A 19,697-nucleotide genomic window follows, 5' to 3' on the forward strand; every position below is an offset into this window, starting at 1 on the left:
AGCCGCCTTCCTGCTGGAAGGCGGCTTCATTGGTCTTCAGTGGCCGCTCGCGGCGATGCCGACGGCGGTTCAGCCCGTGCGGCGCGCGGAACGGCGCTTACTGAGTTCGTCGTCCGGAAAGGACTGTTCTACAGCGTGCTCGCTCGGGAGGGCAGCAAGGCTGCCCTCGACTTCGCGCCACACGCGGCCTACGGCGATGCCGAAAACGCCCTGGCCACCCTGCACCAGGTCAATGACTTCGTCCGCTGAAGTACATTCATAGACACTCGCGCCATCGCTCATGAGCGTGATTTGCGCCAGGTCTTCTACTCCGCGTTCACGCAAATGTTCAACCGCCGTGCGGATCTGCTGGAGGGATACACCTGTGTCCAGGAGGCGCTTGACGACTTTGAGAACCAGGATGTCCCGGAAGCCATAGAGTCGCTGCGATCCGGAACCGGCGGCGCCTCGCACAGCGGGTTCAACAAGTCCTGTACGTGCCCAGTAGTCCAGCTGGCGGTAGGTGATCCCTGCCGCCTTGCACGCGGTGGGACCACGGTAGCCGGCATCTTCATCCAGGACCGGAAGGTCCTCGGTGAAAAGCAGACCCTGGGCACCGCTTGCGGGTACAGCAACGCCTGTCGAGGCCTGCTTTAGCTCGCCTGCTTCGCCTTTGGGACTCACGTGACCCTCCTTGTCAGAAGTTCCCTTGGGGATGGTGCATACGGCGGCTAACACGAAACGGGAAAATGCGCTCGTGTAATTTCAACGCGTCCGCACCTTTCAGTGTGACTTGCGCGGGTCCTGTATGCAACGGGAACTTGATATCTTCGACGTTAGGCGTGCAGGAGCCTCAGGTCAAAGACGTCCGGGCATTTTCAGATCGTGTCGAAACTTTCACCCTCAGCTTTAACCTTAGGCTGCCTTCAGCCTTCGAAATCCTCTGGCTCCACGTCGTCCAGGAACTCCCGGAATCGGCGCAATTCCCGTTCTTCGTCAACTTCGGGACCCGGCTCGGTGTCTTCGCCCTCGTCGTGTTCAGTGATCCGGACGCCGGCTTCATCCATCACTGCGTCGGCACACCAGATGCGGCATTTCGCCCGCAACGCCAGCGCCAGCGCGTCGGAAGCGCGGGAACTCACTACAGTTCCGTCGTCGAACTGGAGCTGACCGTAGAAGATGTTGTCCTCGACCGCCACAATGTTCACGCTGATGATGGTGTGGCCGAGTGCCTCAACAACGTCGATCATCAGATCGTGGGTCATGGGCCGGGGCGGCACCACTCCTTGCTGGGCCAGGGCGATGGCACTGGCTTCGGGCGTGCCGATCCAGATGGGGACATGGCGTTCCCCGTGCATCTCCCGCAGGAGGACCAGAGGCTGGTTTGAAGGCAGTTCAATCCGCACTCCAACGATCTCGACCTCAATCATCATGCGTCCATACGGGAGATACGGTCCTGCACCAAGGCTCGATGCAGGCTGAGGCAGAGTTCGCTGATTTCCCGGGCCGCTTCCGCAGCCCGGGATTGCGATGCCGCATCCTTGCGGGACGTCAGGGGAGCGACGACCCGCTCCACCAAGCCGAATTCGCGCTCGGCCGCAGCTTGGAACGGACGGAGGTGCCGCGGCTCAAGTCCGTGGCTTTCAAGTTGGACACAGGCACGCGCGACTTGCAGGGCGTGTTCGTCGAATTTGCCGTTGACATGGCTGATGAGTCCGAAACTGAGGAGGGACTGCAACAACGGGACGCTGGCCCCGGATTCCGTCCGCAGCTGCTCCTCGCTCAAGGCGCGTGCGCGGCCCTGCAGCTCAGCCGCAAGTTCGTCCGAGACAATCCGAGGGGAAACCGACACCCCCGGAGGAAGGTTTTCGGGACGCTCGCCACGGTCGATCGCATCGAGGTAATCCTTGATGACTTTGAGGGGCAGGTACTGGTCGCGCTGGAGGGCCAGCACGAAGCGCAGGCGCTCGACGTCGCTTTCGGCGTATTGCCGGTACCCGGCAGGCGTGCGCTTCGGATTGATCAGTCCCTTTTCCTCAAGAAAACGGATCTTGGACGCCGTCATGGTGGGAAAGTCGTCGCTGAGTTGGGCGAGGACCTCCCCGATGTTGAGGACCTGCGGTCCTCGCCGTTCCGGCTGGGGCATTGCCACAGGCGTACCCGGAATCAGTCTTGGCCTGCTGCGCGGGCAGGGCTCAGGTAGTAGGTGAGGCGGAACTTCCCGATCTGGACCTCGCTGCCGTTCTTGAGCAGGACGTTATCCACCCGGTCTTGGTTGACGTAGGTACCATTGAGGCTTCCGGTGTCCACCACTTCAAAGCCCTCGGGGGTGCGCACGAATTCAACGTGCTTGCGCGAAACCGTCACATCATCGAGGAAGATGTCCGCATCCGGGTGGCGGCCGGCGGTGGTGGTGTCCGAGTCCAGGAGGAACCGTGCACCTGCATTGGGGCCGGTGTGGGCAATCAGCAAGGCCGATCCAGGAGGCAATGCCTGGACCGCAGCGCGCTCTTCGGCTGCCAGCGGCGGGCGGGCATCAGGCTCGTGGTGGCGAACAGGAGTGAGCTGGATTGAGGTGGTCTCCGAGGTTGGCTGTTCTACAGCACCGTGCTCGTCCCGGGCGTGGTTCCGCTTGCCGCCAACCATGGAAATCCTCCTCATCCGCCGGCAGTTGTCAAAACTGCCGGTTACGCAACTGCCCGGTTCCCCCGGGCCAAACAGGTCGCTGGCCCGCCGCCGCCGCTCCCCCGTTCCGGGGAGAACCGACTTGGCGGGCCAGATACCATTCAGCCTACCTGTTGTTCGTACTCCGATGCACTGAGAAGGGTTTCGATGGCGTCAGCTTCCGAAAGCTTTACTTCGAACAGCCAGCCGTCACCGTAAGGATCCGAGTTGATCAGGGCGGAGTCGGTGTCGAGAGCTTCGTTGCGGGAGACAATTTCGCCGCTGACCGGGGCGTATATGTCGCTCACGCTCTTCGTGGACTCGACTTCACCCACGACGTCGTTGCCCTTCACCGTAGTGCCGGGCTCCGGCAGCTGGGCGTAGACGACATCGCCGAGTGCATCCTGGGCGAAGTCCGTGATGCCGACGCGCACGACGCCGTCTGCATTCGGGGCACTGACCCATTCATGTTCGGCGGTGTAGGAAAGATCGGCAGGAATGTTGCTCATGAGTCGCCTTTCATCGGGACATTTCGGACCACGACGGCGGCCCGGTCATCCGGCCACCGCTGAAAGTATAAGCACATCCATGCCTCCTCCCCACAGGTGTCTGGAATGATTGGAAGCAGACTCGAGCCGCATAGTCCCGCAACGCCGTCGAAGGAGCGCGATCATGCCGGAACTGCCCGAAATCACCGCCTTGGCCGACTTTCTGGACGAGCGGCTATCCGGGGCGCAGCTTACCCAGTTATTGCTGCCATCGGCGTTCGCCCTGAAAGTAGCGGATGTTCCTCATGAATCGCTAATCAGGCGGACCGTCGAATCCGTCGGCCGGCGGGGAAAGTTCCTCGTTTTCGAGATCGCCCCCGAGGCTCCGGACGGCGGAGACCCAGCAGAACCCCTTTACTTGATCGTCAATTTCGCCAAGTCCGGCTGGCTCGCGTTCTCGGACAAACAGCCCGGCAATGAGGCACCTGCCGAGGGCGGATACTTCGCAGCGCAATTGGCCTTTTCGAACAATGGCAGCGATTTCGGCATCACCCTGACCGACACCGGAACGTGGAAGGGATTGGCCATCTTCATCGTCCGCCAGCCGGAGGAAGTCCATGGCATTGCGGAGCTGGGGCCGGATCCCCTTGACCCCGGCTTCGGCCTGGACGAGTTCGGCCGGCTTTTCACGCACAGGCAGCAGATCAAGGGAATCCTGAAGAACCAGAAGCTCTTGGCGGGTATCGGGAACGCTTACAGCGACGAAATCCTCCACGCAGCGAAGCTGTCTCCGGTCGCCCCCGCTTCTTCGTTGGGCCCGGACGCGGTGGAGCGTCTCTTCACCACAATGCAGGACATTCTCAGTGGTGCCATCAAGGAGTTCTCGGGCAAGAAACCGGACGAACTGAAGCCGGCCAAGAAAGCCTCGATGCGCGTGCACGGCAAGACCGGCGAGCCCTGCCCGGTCTGCGGGGACACCGTGCGGGAGGTTGCCTTCGTGGGGACCTCACTGCAGTACTGCCCCACATGCCAGACCAACGGCGAGATCCTGGCCAAACGCGGCTCGAGCGACGACTGATTCCCGAGCGGCTGTTCTCGTAGCCGCAGTCCGGTGGCGGGCTTTGGCAGGTGCCGCCTAGGCGACCGGCGCCTCCTCCGGTTCGCGTACGACGTCGGGGGCTGCTTGCGCCGCGGAAGCAGACCGCGCCGCTCCTCCGCGCCGGGCCGCTGCCGCGGCGGCGATCATGACGAGCAGGGCCGCTACAGTGATGGCGGCCCCGGCCCAGATCGGCGATGTGTAACCCAGGCCCATGGTAATAGTGACACCGCCCAGCCAGGCGCCGAGGGCGTTGCCCAGGTTGAAGGCACCGATATTCGCGCCGGATGCGAGGGTGGGCGCCGTGGCGGCAAAGTGCATGACGCGCATCTGCAGGCCCGGCACGGTAGCGAAGCCGAAGCCGCCCATGAGTGCGAGTGAGAACAGGGTGGCCACAGGGCTCGCGGCGGTGAGGGCGAAGAACACGAGCACCAGCACCAGACCCGCGAGGATGGCCACGAGGGTCTTGTCGATGGATTTGTCGGCCGCTTTGCCGCCGGCGATATTGCCGACGAACAGTCCCGCGCCAAACAGGACGAGGAGCCAAGGGACTGCGTGGTGATCGAACCCGGAGACGTCGGTCAGGGTGAAGGCGATGTAGGTGAAGGCTCCAAACATGCCGCCAAACCCGAGAATTGTGACGATGATCGACAGCCACACCTGACTGGACTTGAACGCACCAAGCTCGCTGCGGAGGCTGCTGGCGACTGCCCCTTCCTTGGTGCGCGGGACCATGAGGGCAATGCCGATGAGGGCGGCAACACCGATGATGGTGATGGCCCAGAAGGTGGACCGCCAGCCGAGGTTCTGGCCGAGGAAAGTTCCGAAGGGAACACCCAGCACGTTGGCGGCGGTGAGGCCCGTGAACATGATGGCAATGGCTCCGGCCTTTTTGTGGGCCGGGACAAGGCCGGCTGCGACCACTGAGCCGATACCGAAGAAGGCCCCGTGACAGAGTGCGGCCACAATGCGCCCGATCAGCATTGCCTGGTAGCTATCCGCGATGGCGCTGAGGAAGTTGCCCGCGATGAACAGGACGAGGAGCCCGATCAGCACCGGCTTGCGGGGCAAGCGGGTGACGGCCGCCGTAACCAGGAGGGCGCCGACTACGACGCTCAGCGCATAGCCGGTGATGAACCAGCCGGCGGCTGCTTCGCTGACTCCGAAGTCGGTGGCAATCTCCGGCAAGAGGCCCATGATGACGAACTCGGTCAAACCAATGCCGAATCCGCCGAGGGCAAGGGCGATCAACCCTGCGGGCATGTTGTGCTCCTTTGTGGGGATGGATTCCCGTGAGAGTGGAAGTGCGCCGCCGAGAACCGTAGAATAATAGTTGCAGACGCTGCCTATATAGTTGCACGCGCCATGTAATTGCGCAAGCAACTACCTTGCGTGCGTCTGGTTTCTACATCGATCGGCAGGAGTTACGGGAGACATGGGCATCAAGGACGACGCCGTTGAGGTGCGGGCGCAGGGGTGGCGGACTCTCGCGGCGCTGCACGGCAACATCGAGGCAGCACTGGAAAAGGCGTTGCAGTCGACCGCAGATCTTTCAGTAGTCGAGTACACCGTGCTGGACGCGCTGAGCCGGCAGGACGGCTGGCACATGCGGATGCAACAGCTCGCCAGGGCCACAGCACTTTCCAGCAGCGCCACGACGCGTTTGGTGAACCGGCTCGAGGACCGTGGGCTGCTGACCAGGATCCTGTGCGCCGACGATAGGCGCGGGATTTACACGGAGCTAACCGCGGCCGGCCAGAAGCTGTTGCTGGCGGCCCGGCCGGTGCACGACGAAACCCTCGCGGAGTCCCTGACGGCCGCAGAATCGGTGCCGGAGCTTGAGCCGCTGGTCAAGGCGTTGGGAGCACTGCAGGGGGCCTGAGGCCCCTTGTTTTGCGGGGCGCGGCGGCGCGGGCCGTGCTGCCGCACCCGGCGTTGCTGGGCGTGCCGTCGGGCGGCGCGCGTCGGCGCGTTAGACCTTCTTGACCACGCTTGACTTGAGCTGCATGGGGCCGAAGCCGTCCACCTTGCAGTCGATGTCGTGATCCCCCACGCCGTTCACGAGGCGGATGTTGCGCACCTTGGTTCCAACCTTGATGGCGGTGGCGCTCCCCTTGACCTTGAGGTCCTTGATCACCGTGACAGTGTCCCCGTCTGCGAGCACGTTGCCCACAGCGTCCTTGATCTCCGTTGACTCGGCTTCTGCTTCTTCAGACGCCGCCGCCGACCATTCGTGCGCACACTCGGGGCAGACCAGCAATGCACCCATCTCGTAGGTGTATTCGCTGGCGCATTCGGGGCAAGGGGGAAGTGTTTCGCTCACCGTCCAATGATAGACGGGGACGGTCAAACACGTAGACAGCGACCTGGGCACACGTAGACGCTTGGCAAGAACCCCGAGATCTCGCGGAATTGAACACGTAGATGGGAACTGCAGACCACTTAATTCTTGGATTTGACCACTGAGACGCCACTTGTCGGCCATATATTGCCAATGCCCAAGAAATCGAAAGTTGGTGCATGAACCGTGCAATTGCCGCTGTGGGGCCTCGCCCTTGGATGGCTGGTCGTCGGCATATATCTTCGCTCGCCCAGGCTCTTCGCACTGATGACAGTGTGTGCTCTACCTGGGCTGGCAGCACGCGCGATGTCGACGCTGTTTGCGGAACCCTTGCATTTGACGGCAAGCCAGCAGGCCGGGTTGAGCGTCTTCTCTTCCATCTGGATCTACCTGACGCTGATCCTTTTCGTAGGTATTCGGCGCATGACAGGGCCAGGCTGAGGCTGCCGGCCCCACCTCTGAGATTGAAAGACTCAAGGCGTGCGGGCGCCATCCTGACCTTCTTTGGTTTGGGAAATCGCTTACGACACGGCGAGTCATGTCGTTTCACGGCTCTGGCCCTTCAAACAAGGTCAAGACGGCGAGCCCGGGTCTGGAGAGAGTCGCGGATCCGGATTCTATCCATTCGAGTGATTGAGCAGAATCCGACGACTATCAGCTGCCAAACCAACGCTTAAACGCAAAATCCCGGGAACCATACGGTTCCCGGGACTTCTGCTATCGATACTTTGCGGTCGATACCTTGCGGTCGGGCTGACAGGATTTGAACCTGCGACCCCTTGACCCCCAGTCAAGTGCGCTACCAAGCTGCGCTACAGCCCGTCAGTCCTGCCGTTCTCCGCCTAGGTTTTCACCTAAGCAGTCCGGCCGAACCACCTCAAAAAGCTTACACGATGTTCGAGGTTCTCAATGACACCTTGGCGGGTGTCATCTGTGATGCGCGTCTCAATTAGCGCTTCTTGCCGCGCTTTTCACGGACGCGCATGTTGACCTCGATCGGCGTGCCGTCAAAGCCGAAGGTTTCGCGCAGCCGACGAGTGATGAATCGGCGGTATCCGGGGTCCAGGAAGCCCGTGGTGAACAGCACGAACTTCGGCGGACGGCTGGATGCCTGGGTGCCGAAAAGGATGCGGGGCTGCTTGCCGCCGCGGACCGGGTGCGGGTGGGCAGCCACGAGCTCGCCCAGGAACGCGTTGAGGCGTCCCGTGGGGATGCGCTTGTCCCAGCTCTCCAAAGCGAGGTCCAGTGCGGGCACCAGGCGGTCCTTGTGCCAGCCGGTCTTGGCGGAGATGTTGACGCGCGGGGCCCATTCAACGTGTGCCAGGTCCTGCTCGATTTCACGCTCAAGGTAGCGGCGACGTTCGTCGTCGAGCAGGTCCCACTTGTTGAACGCGAGGACGAGCGCGCGGCCCGACTCGATGGCGAGCTGCAGGATGCGGACGTCCTGCTCGCTGAGCACCTCGTCAACGGCCAGGAGCACGACGGCGACCTCCGCCTTTTCGAGCGCGGCCTGCGTACGCAGGGAAGCGTAGAAGTCCGCGCCTTGGGCCATGTGCTGGCGGCGGCGGATACCTGCGGTGTCCACGAAGCGCCAAGTGCGGTCGCCGAGTTCGATGAATTCATCCACGGGGTCGCGGGTGGTCCCGGCGAGGGTATCAACGACGACGCGCTCCGTGCCGGCCAGCTTGTTCAGCAAGGAGGACTTGCCCACGTTCGGGCGGCCGATGAGGGCAATGCGGCGGGGACCGCCGGAGCGCTCGACGCCTTCCACCGTGGAGAACTCGGGCAGGGTGTCCATGACGTGGTCCAGGAGGTCGGCAACGCCGCGGCCATGGAGGGCGGACACCGGGTACGGCTCGCCGAAGCCAAGGCCCCAAAGCGCAGCCGAGTCGGCTTCCTGGGCAAAGTCGTCAACCTTGTTGGCCACCATGATGACCGGCTTCTTGGACTTGCGCAGCATCTTCATGACGCCTTCGTCCGTGGCAGTGGCGCCAACGGCGGAGTCCACCACGAAGAGCACGGCGTCGGCCAGTTCCACGGCCATTTCGGCTTGCTCGGCGACGCGGGCGTGAATGCCCCTGGCGTCGTGCTCCCAGCCACCGGTGTCCACCAGCGTGAAGTTGCGGCCGTTCCAGTGTGCCGAGTACATGACACGGTCACGGGTAACGCCCGGGGTGTCCTCGACGACGGCCTCGCGGCGGCCGAGGATGCGGTTCACCAGCGTGGACTTGCCGACGTTGGGGCGGCCAATGATGGCCAGGACCGGGTCCAGCTTGAGGGGGCCGTCTTCGCCTTCGTCGTCGTAGAGCCCGCTCAGCAGCGCGGCGTCGTCCTCGTCGAGGTCATAGTCTTCCAGGCCTGCCCGGAGGGAGGCTGCGCGGAGTTCGGCTTCGTCGTCGTCCAGGGCGGCGAGGTTTTCAGCCACCTGGTCGGTGCCGGTGGGCGTGTATTCGTCGTCGCCGGCTCCGATGTTGCCGGATTTGTGAGTCGTATCGCTCATTGCACTTTCCTTAGTGGTGATCTGCCGGCGTCCCGGCTACTTCTTCTTGGCGGTGCTGCATTGGCTGTGGGCCGGTTCATTTAGTCCCCCGGAAGGGACTGACCGGTGGTCTTGACGGCATCCTGGACGTGTCCAGCCAGCGCAGCGCGGATCTCCGCAGCCGCCCTGTCCATTGAAACACGCCCTGGCTCGCCATTTCTGCGGGTCACATTCAGGGGAGCCCCGAAACTGATGTGCAGGCGGCGGCGCAGCCTCGGAATGGAGTCACGGTGTTCGTCACCGATCCGCGTTCCGAGGATGGCCACGGGAATTACTGTGGCACCGGACATCAGGGCGAGCCATGCGACGCCGTTGCTGATGTTGCCGCCGGTGCCCCTCCCCCGCGTTCCTTCAGGGAGAATCCCCACGCAACGGCCGGCGTCGAGCGCTTGCCTTCCGAGCTGGAGCGCCGCGCGATCGCCGGAGCGGTCGATGGAAATCTGCCCCGAGGCACGAAGAACCTTTCCCAGGAAACCCTTGAACATCTCCTTCTTGACCAGGATGTGCATGGGTCGTGGAGCCGCGCCGAACATCACCGGCCCGTCCAGGAAGCTGATGTGGTTGCCCGCGAAAATGACCGGGCCGGATTTGGGAACATTGGAGCGTCCCGTTATCGCGGTCCGGTACAGGACATGATCCAACAGCCAGCCAACGGGCCGGCTCCACATCATCGTCCAGCGCGCCGGGAGCCGGGCTTCAGTCACCGTAGATGACCTTGCCCACAATGCTCAGTGCCGTTTCGACCGTTTCTTCGAAGTCCAGGTCCGAGGAATCCAGGGTCACGACGCCGTCGGCCGCCTGGGTGAAGTTCACCACAGTGGAGTCTTTGGCATCGCGGTGGATCACTTGGGCGGCGAGCTGCTCTTGGCTCTGCGTTCCGCCCAACTGGAGGCCGCGGCGCCGCAGCCGTGCTTCCTCGCTCGCGGTCAGCAGCATGCGGACCTCTGCATAGGGCGCGACGACGGTGGTGATGTCCCGTCCTTCCACCACCATGCGGCGGTGGTGCTGTTCGATCAGCTGGCGCTGGCGGCGAATCAATTCGTTGCGGGCACCCAGGGTGGTTGCAACGGCGCTGACGGCCGAGGAGATCCTCGGCTCACGGATTTCCTCCGTGATATCAACTCCGGCCACACTGACGTATTCGGCGTTGGCGCTGGTGCTAAGTTCCAGCGGCAGATCCTTTGAGGCCTGCTCGACGGCGGCACCGTCCGCGAGGTCGATCCCGGTCTTGAGGCAGTACCAGGTCAACGCACGGTACATGGCACCGGTGTCGAGATAGGCGAGCTTCAGGCGCCGGGCAACTTCCTTGCTGACGCTGGACTTGCCGGAGCCGGACGGACCGTCGATGGCGACAACGAGAGGCTTTCCCGGACGTACTACGGTCTCCGGGCCGAAAAGTTCACGTTTCATTACTGGAGTACCCGCCATCCACGGTCGGTCAAGGCTTCAACAAGGAGGTCATGCTTGTTGGGCATGACGGAAAGTTCCACCATGCCAACGTTCTGCCCGGACGAGTGATCAAGGCGGAGGTCTTCAACGTTGACGCCGATCTCACCGATCTCCGTCAACAGCCTGGCGATCTGCCCGGGCCGGTCGTCTACCAGAACTGTAAGCCATGAATATGCCTGCGGGGGTCCGCCGTGCTTTCCCGGGATCCTGGCCTGCCCGGCGTTGCCCTCACTGATGAGCTGGGCAAGATCCAGGCGGGCCCCGGGGGCCGTGGGATCCTCCAGGGTACCGATCAAGCGGTTGAGGTCTTCACGGACACCATGAAGGATATCCACCATCTTGGCCGCGTTGTTGCCAAGGATCTGCACCCAAAGGGTGGGATCGCTGGCAGCAATCCGGGTGGTGTCCCGCAGCCCGTTGCCGGCCAGGGACAGCGCGTGAAGCGGTGTTCCCTGCAAGCGACTGGCGAGAAGGGAAGACATCACCTGCGGCAAATGCGATACCAAAGCAACGGCTTCATCATGTTCCTCCGCCGTGAACTGGGAGACTATTGCCCCCAGGTCACCGGCAAGGGAACGTGCAGTCTGAAGCGCGTCGGCGCTGGTCTCATCGGACGGGCAAAGGACCCAAGGCATGGACGTGAAGAGCTCGCCGCGGGCAGCGACGGGCCCAGACTTCTCGCGCCCCGCCATGGGGTGCGTCCCGACGTAACGGGACATGTCCACTCCACGGCCGCGGAGCTCGGCCTGGATTGCCTGCTTGACGCTGGCAATGTCCGCCACAACGGCCTCCGGGTATTCACCCAGGGCACGCTCGACGACGTCGGCCGTCACATCCGGTGGCGCCGCGACAACAACCAGCTGGGGTGGGTTCTCAAGCTCGGACAGAGGCCTGCCCGCACCGATATCCACGGCCACGGCCTGGTTGGTTGGCGACGGGTCCGAAAGGAACACGGAGACACCCCGGCCACGCAGGCCGAGACCGATGCTGGCTCCGAGCAGGCCGGTGCCGAAAACGACCACCGGGCCGTCAAGGTGGCCCCGGCCGTGCGAGTGGAATGCCGACATGCCTTACAGTCCTACGGAGGCCAGGAGGTGTCCGACTTCCTGCTTGCCGAGGTTCCGGATGCTGCCCTGGCGCTGGTCGCCCAGGCCGATGGGACCGATCTTGACGCGCACGAGACGCAGCACGGGGAAACCCACGGCTTCGAACAAGCGGCGAACAATACGGTTCTTGCCGGAGTGCAGCACAACCTCGATCAGCACGTGGCCCGGAGTGGAATCCACGAGCTTGAAGGAGTCGACGGAAGCAATGCCGTCTTCGAGCTCGATGCCGGCCTTCAGCTGTGCACCGACGCCCTGCGGGAACGGGCCACGGACCTGTACCAGGTACGTCTTAGGCACCTCGTAGGAAGGGTGCGTCAAGCGGTTGGCGAGTTCGCCGTCGTTGGTCAGGAGCAGCAGGCCCTCGGTGGCGACGTCAAGACGGCCGACGTGGAAGAGACGCTCGCCCTTGTTCTTGGCGGACTTGAGGAAATCGCTGATGCAGGGACGGCCCTCCGGGTCTTCCATGGTGGAAACGACACCCTTGGGCTTGTTGAACACCATGTAGAGCATGGTGTCATCGAGCTGGATGCGAATGCCGTCGACGTGGATCACGGCGGTCGCGGGGTCGACGCGCATGCCAAGCTCGGTGGTGAGCTGGCCGTTGACCTCGACGCGGCCCTCCTCGATCATTTCCTCGCACACGCGGCGGGAAGCCACACCGGCCTGGGCCATGACCTTCTGCAGGCGCACGCCATCGGCGTCGTGCTGCTCGGACTGGGCTACCTCGCCGCGGCGGCCGCGGGGCTTGCGGATCGGGCCAAGGTTCTGGCCGAAGCGCTCACTTCCAAAGGCGCGCGAAGCGTACTGTTTCTTGTTGCTGGTCTTAGGCTTCAATGCGCCAGGCGTGCCCGGAGCCTTGCCGAAGCCGGGCTTGTTGGAGCCTGGCTTGCGGGGGGCCTTGGCCGGCCTGGGATCTTGGCGTCCGGCGTCTTCGCGACGCTCGTAGCCTCTGGCCGAGGTGGGGTTGTCCGGATCGAAGGGGCGTTCTTCACGCGGACGAGTGGGCTTGAAGGGGCGTTCTCCGCCCGGGGAGAAGCTGCGCTTGCTGCCTCCGGAGGCGCCGCCGGCACGGCTTGGGCCACCCCGGCCGGCACCAAAACTGCTGCCTCCTGCGCGGCCGGCACTGCTGCGGCCTGAGTCTTGCGACTCATTGCGTCCGGAATTGTTTCGTCCCGAACTATTACGTGGTGAACCCTGGCGTCCCGCCTGTGTCATGACCCGTCCTTTTGTTATGGTGGCCGGCTTGTTCTTTCTCAACATAAGCCAGCCGGACAGAGGATATCTGCCCTGTGTGTCTGCCCGCTACTAGCCGGGCGTTTGTAGATCCATGCAATATTGAGTTGTTTCGCCTTGCCTGCGGCCGCCGCGTTCCCGCGACTACATGCGTTCGGCGTCGAAGAACTCCTCGATGCCCTCCAGCCCCGGAAGGTGGGGGGACAATTGAGGCAGTTCCGCCACCGAGCCAATGCCCATGCGCTCGAGGAAGTACGAGGTGGTCCGGTAAAGGATCGCCCCCGATTCAGGATCGGTGCCCGAGTCCTCGATCAGCCCGCGTTGGACAAGGGTCCGGACGACTGAATCGACATTGACGCCGCGGATGGCCGACACCCTGGCCCTGGAAACCGGCTGCCGGTACGCGATGACCGCCATGGTTTCAAGGGCTGCCTGCGTCAGCCGCGCGGTCTGGCCTTCGAGAACGAACCTGCCCACGACGTCGGCAAAATCCGCGCGTGAATAGATCCGCCACCCTCCGGCAACGTTCCGCAACTCAAAACCCCGGGGTGCAGCGCTGGCACTTGCATCTGTGTGCAAGTCATCAGCGTCCCTGCCCGGGGCTTTAACAGTATAGCCGCTATACTCCTGCCGCAGTCCCTCCAGCAAATCCTCGACAACGGCGACCGTCACGTTGAGCCCGGCAGCGAGCTCTTCCGCGGTGGCCGGTTGGTCGATCACCATCAGGACGGCTTCGAGAGCCGCGCGGGCGCCGCCGGGTAGGGCCTCAAGCTCGGCGAGGCCGTCCCCGCCCGTTTCATTCTCGCTCACAGCGGCTCCTCTCCTTTGTCGATCTGCTCGTATTCGTCACTCAAGTTGTCGCTGCTCCATCCTTCGGGACGCCCTGTCCAGCGGACGGTCAGCTCGGCGAGCGGACCCGGCTGGTCAAACGCCACCACACGGTCCCGGAACAGCTCGAGGAGTGCCAGGAACCGGGCGACGACAACAAGCGTGGACTCGGCGTCGGCAATCAGCGCCCTGAAGGATTGCGGCTGGCCGCGCTGCAGGCGGTACCCGATGATCTCGGCTTGTTCCTTGACGCTGACAGGTGTTCCGTGAAGGTGCTCGAGCCCGACTTGCTCGGGCGTGTTGTCCTTCGGCGCCAGGGTCTTGGCCGCAAGCGCGGCGAATTGCTCAGGAGTGTGGCGCCAAATCAGTTCGGGCAGCATTGCCGCGAAATGCCCTTCCAACGCAACTTGCCGCGGGAAGCGCCGGGCTTCGGACTCCAAGGTTCCGGACATGATAGCGGCCACCTGTTTGAAAGCCTTGTACTGCAGGAGCCGGGCGAAGAGAAGATCCCGGGCTTCCAGCAAGGCAATGTCCTCGGCATCTTCGACTTCGCCGGCCGGCAGGAGCCTTGCGGCTTTCAGGTCCAGGAGCGTCGCGGCGATGACCAGGAATTCGCTGGCTTCGTCGAGAGCCCAGTCCTCGCCCAGTTCCTGAAGACGCCGGATGTACTTGATGAACTCATCCGTGACGGTGGCCAGCGCAACTTCCGTGATGTCCAGTTTGTGTTTGGAGATCAGACCGAGCAGGAGATCGAACGGGCCGGTGAAGTTCGCCAGCCTGACCTCAAAGCCGGCCTTCCGTCCGGAAGGCGACGCTCCGGCGTCGTCCGCGTTGTTTGCAGACGAGTACGACGGCGGCGCCTCGCCCATCAGGGCGGGCGCGCCTTCAGCGGTGAGTGGCTCTGCCACGCGGGCTAGGGTGCGCCGCCGCGCGAAATCAGTTCCTTGGCCAGGCGGCGGTATGCGTCGGCACCGATGTGGTTTCCGGCGTAGCTGGTGATGGGCTCAGCGGCAACCGTGGCGTCGGCGAACTTGATGGAACGCTTGATGACGGTCTCGAAGACCTTGTCCCCGAACGCCTCCACGAGCCTCGAAATGACTTCGCGGCTGTGCAGGGTGCGGGCGTCGTACATCGTGGCGAGCACGCCGTCCACCTGCAGGCGCGGGTTCAACCGGTCCTGGACCTTTTCGATCGTTTCGACGAGCAGTGCCACCGCGCGAAGGGCGAAGAATTCGCAGATCAGCGGGATGATGACGCCGTGCGCAGCCGTCAAGGCGTTGACCGTGAGGAGGCCGAGGGACGGCTGGCAGTCGATGAGCACGACGTCGTAGTCGTCCTCGACGCTCTTGAGCGCGCGGTCCAGCACTTGCTCACGGGCTACTTCGTTGACCAGCTGGACCTCTGCGGCGGAGAGGTCGATGTTCGCCGGCAGGAGGTCGATACCTTCGACGCCGGTCTTCTGGATGGCATCGCGGATGTCCACTTTGCGGTCCATCAGGACGTTGTAGACAGTGAGGTCGAGCTCGTGCGGGTTCGCGCCCAGGCCCGCGGAAAGAGCTCCCTGCGGGTCGAAGTCAACGAGCAGGACGCGCCGGCCGAATTCTGCGAGCGCAGCGGCCAGGTTGATGGTTGACGTGGTCTTGCCCACACCACCCTTCTGGTTGACCATGGCGATGACGCGGGCCGGGCCATGGGAGGCCAGTGGCGCGGGCTCGGGGAAGTCGCGGTGCGGGCGGCCCGTGGGCCCCATGACGGCGTCTTCCAGATCGAAATCCGTGCCCTCCAGCGTAGTCGTTCCCCGTTCGCTGCTCACGTATCTATCCACTCTCTCCACGACGGTCATTTCCTGCGGCTGTCTCCAGCACCAGCACTGCTCCCCACCTAGGCTACAGCGCCCGACACGGCATTCTGCGGAACTTGACATTGCCCGCAGTTTGAGCCTTTACCTTCTAGCTGAGGTAGAAGGTTGGGCCACGGTGCCGATAAAACGTGCACTAAAACGCAGGCAAGGCAGGTCCCCATGACGGGTTCCTGCCTTGCCTGCGTGGATGCTTCCAAACAGTGTGCCGGACTAAGCGGCCACCGCCTCTTTCACTTCGGGTTCAGCGTGGTGGCTGATCATGGTCAGCTCGTCGAACGGCGTGGCACCGGACAGGACGTTAGTGACCTGGTTGCGGTCGATTTCCTTGACCCAGGTACCGATCAACACGGTGGCGACGGCGTTGCCCGTGAAGTTGGTCAGGGCGCGGGCTTCCGACATGAAGCGGTCGATGCCGACGATCATGCCGACGCCGCCCAGCAGTTCGGGCCGGTGTGCCTGCAGTCCTGCCGCGAGGGTGGCCAGGCCGGCACCGGAAACGCCGGCCGCGCCCTTGGAAGCGATGATCATGAAGACCAGCAGCGACACCTGGGCGCCCAGGTCCAGCGGAATACCCATGGCGTTGGCGACGAACAGCGAGGCCATGGTCAGGTAGATGGCAGTTCCATCCAGGTTGAAGGAGTAGCCGGTAGGCACCGTGACACCGACAACCGGCTTGGAAACGCCGAGGTGCTCCATCTTGGCGATGAGCCTGGGCAGCGCCGCTTCGGAAGACGAGGTGGAGAAAATGAGCAGGTACTCGCGGGCCAGGTACTTCATCAGTTGGAAGATGCTGACGCCGGCCACAACCCGCAGCAAGGTGCCGAGCACCACGACGATGAACAGCGCGCAGGTGATGTAGAAAGCGACCATCAGGGTGACCATTCCGAAGATGGCCTTCACGCCGGTGGCGCCGACCACTGCGGCGATCGCGCCGAAGGCACCGACGGGAGCCAGCCACATGATCATGATGAGGATGCGGAAGACGAGTGCCTGCCCGTGCTGGATGGCCTTGAGGACCGGCTGGCCCTGCGAGCCCATGCGCTGCAGGGCGAAGCCCACCAGAATGGCGGCCAGGAGCGTCGGCAGGACGGGAATGTCTCCGGGGATGATGCCCAGCAGGAAATCGGCGGTGCTGTTCGTGGCAGCCTTCGCATTGGGGTCGTACGGGATCAGCTTCAGGCCCTCGCCCGGGTGGATGATGTTGCCGACGACCAAGCCGATGGCGAGCGCGAAGGTGGACATCACCAGGAAGTAGACGAGAGCGAGCCCGCCGACCTTGCCAACGGTGGCAGCTTTGGCGATCGACCCGATGCCGAGGACGATGGTGCAGAAGATGACCGGGGCGATCATCATCTTGATGAGCTTGATGAAGCCGTCACCCAAAGGCTTGAGGGATTTACCCACCTCGGGGAATAGCAGGCCGACGACGGCGCCCAGCACAACTGCGGCGATCACGGCGATGTAGAGGTAATGCGACTTGTCCAGCCCCTTGCGCCCGGCCTTCGCGGGTGCAATCTCTCCTCTTTGAGAGGTCATGGCTTTGCTCCTTATAGATACTCTGGAAAGCGCCGTGGTTCCTGCAAAATGTCCCTGCGCCGCTCTGCTGTGATATCCATCATTGGGCGCGGCGTGACATGTATCACTGTTGCGTTCATATTGGTCACAGGATTGCCCGCAGAAAGGAGCACGTGATCCGACGCTGGAGCATTGCCCGGAGACTCTTTGTGGCAAATCTGCTGTTCATCCTGGCGCTCACCGCGATCGTGGGAACGGTGGCCTTTGTGGACGCCAGGGACCGGGCCTACAACGACGCCGGCCAGCGCATGCAGGCGGTGGCCGCCGCGATCGCAGCCAATCCCCTCGTGCTTCAAGCAGCCGGTACGTCGAATCCATCCGCCATCCTGCAGCCATATGCGCAGGTGGTGACGGCCAATGCCCACGCTGATTTCATCACCATCATGGCGCCCGACCGGACGCGCTGGACCCATCCGAGCCCCGACGAAATCGGCAAACCCTATATCGGCACCATCGACCCTGCCCTCCACGGGCAGACGTTCACTGAGGTCACCGCCGGTACGCTCGGCCCGTCCGTCCGCACCATCGTTCCCGTGGAGGATTCATCCGGTAAAGTCCGGGCCCTGGTGGCCGCAGGCGTCACGGTGCGGACGGTGGACGTCGCGGTATCAGCCCGGCTCACGACGATCATCGCCTTCTCCCTGGCCATGCTCGCCGGAGGCTCCCTGGCCTCATGGTTGCTGGGCCGGTACCTGCGTTCGGTCACCCGGGGCTGGGGACCGGAGCAATTGGCGCAATTGTTCGCGTACTACGAGTCGGTCCTGCACTCGGTCCGCGAAGGCGTGGTCCTGATCGACACAGGCGGCCGTGTGGTCATGTACAACGACCAGGCCGCGGATCTGCTGGGACTGGAACGGTCCGACGTCGATCCCGCCGCAGGAGCCGCACCGCGCCTTTCGGACCTTCCCCTGGAGCCCAGCCTCCACGGGCTCTTCTCGTCCGGCCGGACGGCACACGACGAAATCCATCTCACAGGATCCCGGATCCTGGTGGTGAACCAGGCGCCCGCCGTGGGCCCGCCCGGGATGAGGGGCCGGCAGCGACCTGCCGTGTTCGGCACCGTTGCCACGCTCCGCGACAGGACGGAAATCGAGTCCCTGGGCAGTGAACTCGAAACCATGAAGACCCTGTCCGACGCCCTGCGGGCCCAGACCCACGAACACGCCAACCGGCTGCACACCATCGTGTCCCTCATGGAGCTCGGGCGAACCACCGACGCCTTGGACTTTGCTACCAAGGACCTTGAACTGAGCCAACAGTTGACCGACCATCTCGTGGCGTCGGTGGACGAGCCTGTCCTGAGTGCGCTCATCATGGGGAAGTCCGCCGAGGCGCACGAACGCGGGGCGGAGCTGACTGTCACAGTGACCGGCGGGGACGGCCTCCAAGGCCTGGCCGTCCAGGACCTCGTGACCATTTTGGGAAACCTGCTGGACAATGCACTCGACGCCGCCGCTGCCGCTCCCTCGCCGCGGAAAGTGGAACTGGGCATCGAATCCGGACCTGAAGGAACGACATTCACGGTTGTAGATTCCGGCAACGGAATCGATCCCGGCATCATGGACGACGTCTGGCAATACGGATTCAGCACGAAGGCCGCCGGCATCGGACAGGCCGGCCAACCCGGGGCTCCTTCCCGCGGCGTGGGCCTGGCCCTGGTGCGGCAAGCGGTGCAGCGGCTTGGCGGTACGCTGTCCATCAGCGAATCCACGAGCGCCTTGGGCGGTGCGTTCTTCCGCGTGGCGCTCCCCGCGCCGGACTCCAGGAAAGAAGCCGAATGACCGAAATCCGCGTTCTCGTTGTCGAGGACGAACCCATCGCCGCCGATGCCCATGGCGTCTACGTCGGCCGAATCGACGGCTTCACTGTTGCGGGAACCGCCCCGGACGGACAGTCGGCCCTGCGGCTACTCAATGAATTCGCAGTTGCCGGGCAGCCAGTGGACCTCGTCCTGCTGGATATGAACCTGCCGGATCTTCATGGGCTGGATGTTGCCCGCCGAATGCGCGCTTCGGGACTGCTCGCCGACATCATCGCCATCACCGCCGTCAGGGAAGTGAACATTGTCCGAAGCGCGGTGTCGATCGGCGTCGTGCAGTACCTCATCAAGCCGTTCACGTTCGCAACGTTCGCGGACAAACTCGCCAGCTACCGCACCTTCCGTGAGCAACTCGCCGCCCCGGCGTCGGGCGCGCGGGCGAGTGGAGCCTCGCAAAGCGATGTGGACCAGGCGTTTGCCAGTCTCCGCGCACCCACCGAAGTCCCGCTGCCCAAGGGCCTTTCCGCCCATAGCCTGGAGTCCGTCAAAGACCTCCTGGCGAGCCTTGGCCGGGCCGTGTCCGCGAGCGAGGCAACTGTCGCCCTGGGGATGTCCAGGGTCACCGTGCGCCGCTATCTCGAGTACCTGGCCGACGCCGGGATGGTCACGAGGAATCCGCGATACGGCACTCCTGGACGGCCGGAGAACGAGTACCGCTGGAACCGGAGTTAGCCCACGATTCACGCGCGGATGTATACACAGTTCGATCACAGTCCTAA

The 19,697-nt window shown here is 63.6% G+C and carries 19 protein-coding genes, 1 tRNA gene and 1 pseudogene; 4 read left to right on the plus strand and 17 right to left on the minus strand.

All coding sequences use genetic code 11. The features are described from left to right. Window positions 1–69 precede the first annotated feature (69 nt). The 5 genes from AB4Z38_RS19050 to gcvH form a co-directional block, all read right to left on the minus strand. The gene (locus AB4Z38_RS19050; RefSeq protein ID WP_284983831.1) at window positions 70–663 is read right to left on the minus strand and encodes a MerR family transcriptional regulator; all 594 of its coding nucleotides are present in this window, start codon (window positions 661–663) and stop codon (window positions 70–72) included. Window positions 664–905: 242 nt separating this feature from the next. Next, window positions 906–1,409 carry a bifunctional nuclease family protein gene (locus AB4Z38_RS19055; RefSeq protein ID WP_234753890.1) on the minus strand — a complete coding sequence of 168 codons (504 nt, stop codon included), beginning with the start codon at window positions 1,407–1,409 and terminating at the stop codon, window positions 906–908. Then, entirely contained in the window at window positions 1,409–2,125 is a 717-nt protein-coding gene (gene ftsR, locus AB4Z38_RS19060) for a transcriptional regulator FtsR (RefSeq protein ID WP_234753791.1), read from the minus strand. Before ftsR ends, AB4Z38_RS19055 begins: the two co-directional genes overlap by 1 nt. Before the next feature lie 20 nt (window positions 2,126–2,145). Then, window positions 2,146–2,625, minus strand: a complete 480-nt coding sequence (locus tag AB4Z38_RS19065) for an FHA domain-containing protein (RefSeq protein WP_234753790.1) — start codon at window positions 2,623–2,625, stop codon at window positions 2,146–2,148. A 140-nt stretch (window positions 2,626–2,765) separates the two neighbouring features. After that, window positions 2,766–3,152 carry a glycine cleavage system protein GcvH gene (gcvH, locus tag AB4Z38_RS19070; RefSeq protein ID WP_078105597.1) on the minus strand — a complete coding sequence of 129 codons (387 nt, stop codon included), beginning with the start codon at window positions 3,150–3,152 and terminating at the stop codon, window positions 2,766–2,768. Between the two features lie 163 nt (window positions 3,153–3,315). On the opposite strand from gcvH, the gene AB4Z38_RS19075 reads away from it, so the two are divergent. Beyond that, a complete protein-coding gene (locus AB4Z38_RS19075) occupies window positions 3,316–4,209 on the plus strand; it encodes a DNA-formamidopyrimidine glycosylase family protein (RefSeq protein WP_441431154.1) in 894 nt (297 codons plus the stop codon). A gap of 57 nt (window positions 4,210–4,266) precedes the next feature. Here the strand turns inward: AB4Z38_RS19075 and AB4Z38_RS19080 are convergent, their stop codons facing one another. After that, window positions 4,267–5,490 (minus strand): MFS transporter, encoded by a 1,224-nt coding sequence (locus tag AB4Z38_RS19080; RefSeq protein WP_441431155.1) that lies wholly within the window; start codon window positions 5,488–5,490, stop codon window positions 4,267–4,269. Between the two features lie 172 nt (window positions 5,491–5,662). On the opposite strand from AB4Z38_RS19080, the gene AB4Z38_RS19085 reads away from it, so the two are divergent. Then, a complete protein-coding gene (locus tag AB4Z38_RS19085; protein ID WP_441431156.1) occupies window positions 5,663–6,109 on the plus strand; it encodes a MarR family winged helix-turn-helix transcriptional regulator in 447 nt (148 codons plus the stop codon). 90 nt (window positions 6,110–6,199) lie between these two features. Here the strand turns inward: AB4Z38_RS19085 and AB4Z38_RS19090 are convergent, their stop codons facing one another. From AB4Z38_RS19090 to AB4Z38_RS19140, 11 genes and pseudogenes are all read right to left on the minus strand, one after another. Continuing rightward, window positions 6,200–6,550: a zinc ribbon domain-containing protein YjdM gene (locus AB4Z38_RS19090; protein WP_441431157.1), complete on the minus strand. Its 351-nt coding sequence runs from the start codon at window positions 6,548–6,550 to the stop codon at window positions 6,200–6,202. A gap of 766 nt (window positions 6,551–7,316) precedes the next feature. After that, window positions 7,317–7,390 (minus strand) — tRNA-Pro (locus tag AB4Z38_RS19095). 127 nt (window positions 7,391–7,517) lie between these two features. After that, on the minus strand, window positions 7,518–9,068 hold the full coding sequence (gene der, locus AB4Z38_RS19100; RefSeq protein WP_441431158.1) for a ribosome biogenesis GTPase Der: 1,551 nt from the start codon (window positions 9,066–9,068) through the stop codon (window positions 7,518–7,520). A gap of 10 nt (window positions 9,069–9,078) precedes the next feature. After that, window positions 9,079–9,775 (minus strand): annotated as a pseudogene (locus AB4Z38_RS19105) (lysophospholipid acyltransferase family protein). A gap of 28 nt (window positions 9,776–9,803) precedes the next feature. Further along, the gene (cmk, locus tag AB4Z38_RS19110; RefSeq protein ID WP_441431159.1) at window positions 9,804–10,517 is read right to left on the minus strand and encodes a (d)CMP kinase; all 714 of its coding nucleotides are present in this window, start codon (window positions 10,515–10,517) and stop codon (window positions 9,804–9,806) included. Then, window positions 10,517–11,623: a prephenate dehydrogenase gene (locus AB4Z38_RS19115; protein ID WP_441431160.1), complete on the minus strand. Its 1,107-nt coding sequence runs from the start codon at window positions 11,621–11,623 to the stop codon at window positions 10,517–10,519. Before AB4Z38_RS19115 ends, cmk begins: the two co-directional genes overlap by 1 nt. Window positions 11,624–11,626: 3 nt before the next feature. Next, the gene (locus AB4Z38_RS19120; protein ID WP_441431161.1) at window positions 11,627–12,877 is read right to left on the minus strand and encodes a pseudouridine synthase; all 1,251 of its coding nucleotides are present in this window, start codon (window positions 12,875–12,877) and stop codon (window positions 11,627–11,629) included. A 162-nt stretch (window positions 12,878–13,039) separates the two neighbouring features. After that, window positions 13,040–13,705: an SMC-Scp complex subunit ScpB gene (gene scpB, locus AB4Z38_RS19125; RefSeq protein ID WP_441431162.1), complete on the minus strand. Its 666-nt coding sequence runs from the start codon at window positions 13,703–13,705 to the stop codon at window positions 13,040–13,042. Then, window positions 13,702–14,592, minus strand: coding sequence for a segregation and condensation protein A (locus AB4Z38_RS19130; RefSeq protein ID WP_441431185.1), 891 nt, complete (start codon window positions 14,590–14,592; stop codon window positions 13,702–13,704). The genes scpB and AB4Z38_RS19130 overlap by 4 nt, the downstream gene beginning before the upstream one ends. A gap of 44 nt (window positions 14,593–14,636) precedes the next feature. Beyond that, window positions 14,637–15,536, minus strand: coding sequence for a ParA family protein (locus AB4Z38_RS19135; protein WP_078105609.1), 900 nt, complete (start codon window positions 15,534–15,536; stop codon window positions 14,637–14,639). A 258-nt stretch (window positions 15,537–15,794) separates the two neighbouring features. Beyond that, window positions 15,795–17,120 carry a cation:dicarboxylate symporter family transporter gene (locus tag AB4Z38_RS19140; RefSeq protein WP_441431163.1) on the minus strand — a complete coding sequence of 442 codons (1,326 nt, stop codon included), beginning with the start codon at window positions 17,118–17,120 and terminating at the stop codon, window positions 15,795–15,797. Between the two features lie 152 nt (window positions 17,121–17,272). Here AB4Z38_RS19140 and AB4Z38_RS19145 point away from each other — a divergent pair, with 152 nt between their 5' ends. Further along, window positions 17,273–18,940, plus strand: a complete 1,668-nt coding sequence (locus tag AB4Z38_RS19145; protein WP_441431164.1) for an ATP-binding protein — start codon at window positions 17,273–17,275, stop codon at window positions 18,938–18,940. Beyond that, a complete protein-coding gene (locus tag AB4Z38_RS19150) occupies window positions 18,937–19,650 on the plus strand; it encodes a response regulator (protein WP_441431165.1) in 714 nt (237 codons plus the stop codon). Before AB4Z38_RS19145 ends, AB4Z38_RS19150 begins: the two co-directional genes overlap by 4 nt. Window positions 19,651–19,697: the final 47 nt, after the last annotated feature.

The sequence above is a fragment of the Arthrobacter sp. 2RAF6 genome (genome assembly GCF_052115205.1).
Taxonomy (GTDB): domain Bacteria; phylum Actinomycetota; class Actinomycetes; order Actinomycetales; family Micrococcaceae; genus Arthrobacter.

Excerpts from the sequence above, each read along its gene's own strand:
- AB4Z38_RS19055 (WP_234753890.1), bottom strand. The coding sequence starts at position 1,409 with ATGATTGAGGTCGAGATCGTTGGAGTGCGGATTGAACTGCCTTCAAAC.
- ftsR (WP_234753791.1), bottom strand. The coding sequence starts at position 2,125 with ATGCCCCAGCCGGAACGGCGAGGACCGCAGGTCCTCAACATCGGGGAG.
- AB4Z38_RS19065 (WP_234753790.1), bottom strand. The coding sequence starts at position 2,625 with ATGGTTGGCGGCAAGCGGAACCACGCCCGGGACGAGCACGGTGCTGTA.
- gcvH (WP_078105597.1), bottom strand. The coding sequence starts at position 3,152 with ATGAGCAACATTCCTGCCGATCTTTCCTACACCGCCGAACATGAATGG.
- AB4Z38_RS19075 (WP_441431154.1), top strand. The coding sequence starts at position 3,316 with ATGCCGGAACTGCCCGAAATCACCGCCTTGGCCGACTTTCTGGACGAG.
- AB4Z38_RS19080 (WP_441431155.1), bottom strand. The coding sequence starts at position 5,490 with ATGCCCGCAGGGTTGATCGCCCTTGCCCTCGGCGGATTCGGCATTGGT.
- AB4Z38_RS19085 (WP_441431156.1), top strand. The coding sequence starts at position 5,663 with ATGGGCATCAAGGACGACGCCGTTGAGGTGCGGGCGCAGGGGTGGCGG.
- der (WP_441431158.1), bottom strand. The coding sequence starts at position 9,068 with ATGAGCGATACGACTCACAAATCCGGCAACATCGGAGCCGGCGACGAC.
- cmk (WP_441431159.1), bottom strand. The coding sequence starts at position 10,517 with ATGAAACGTGAACTTTTCGGCCCGGAGACCGTAGTACGTCCGGGAAAG.
- AB4Z38_RS19115 (WP_441431160.1), bottom strand. The coding sequence starts at position 11,623 with ATGTCGGCATTCCACTCGCACGGCCGGGGCCACCTTGACGGCCCGGTG.
- AB4Z38_RS19120 (WP_441431161.1), bottom strand. The coding sequence starts at position 12,877 with ATGACACAGGCGGGACGCCAGGGTTCACCACGTAATAGTTCGGGACGA.
- AB4Z38_RS19130 (WP_441431185.1), bottom strand. The coding sequence starts at position 14,592 with ATGGGCGAGGCGCCGCCGTCGTACTCGTCTGCAAACAACGCGGACGAC.
- AB4Z38_RS19140 (WP_441431163.1), bottom strand. The coding sequence starts at position 17,120 with ATGACCTCTCAAAGAGGAGAGATTGCACCCGCGAAGGCCGGGCGCAAG.
- AB4Z38_RS19150 (WP_441431165.1), top strand. The coding sequence starts at position 18,937 with ATGACCGAAATCCGCGTTCTCGTTGTCGAGGACGAACCCATCGCCGCC.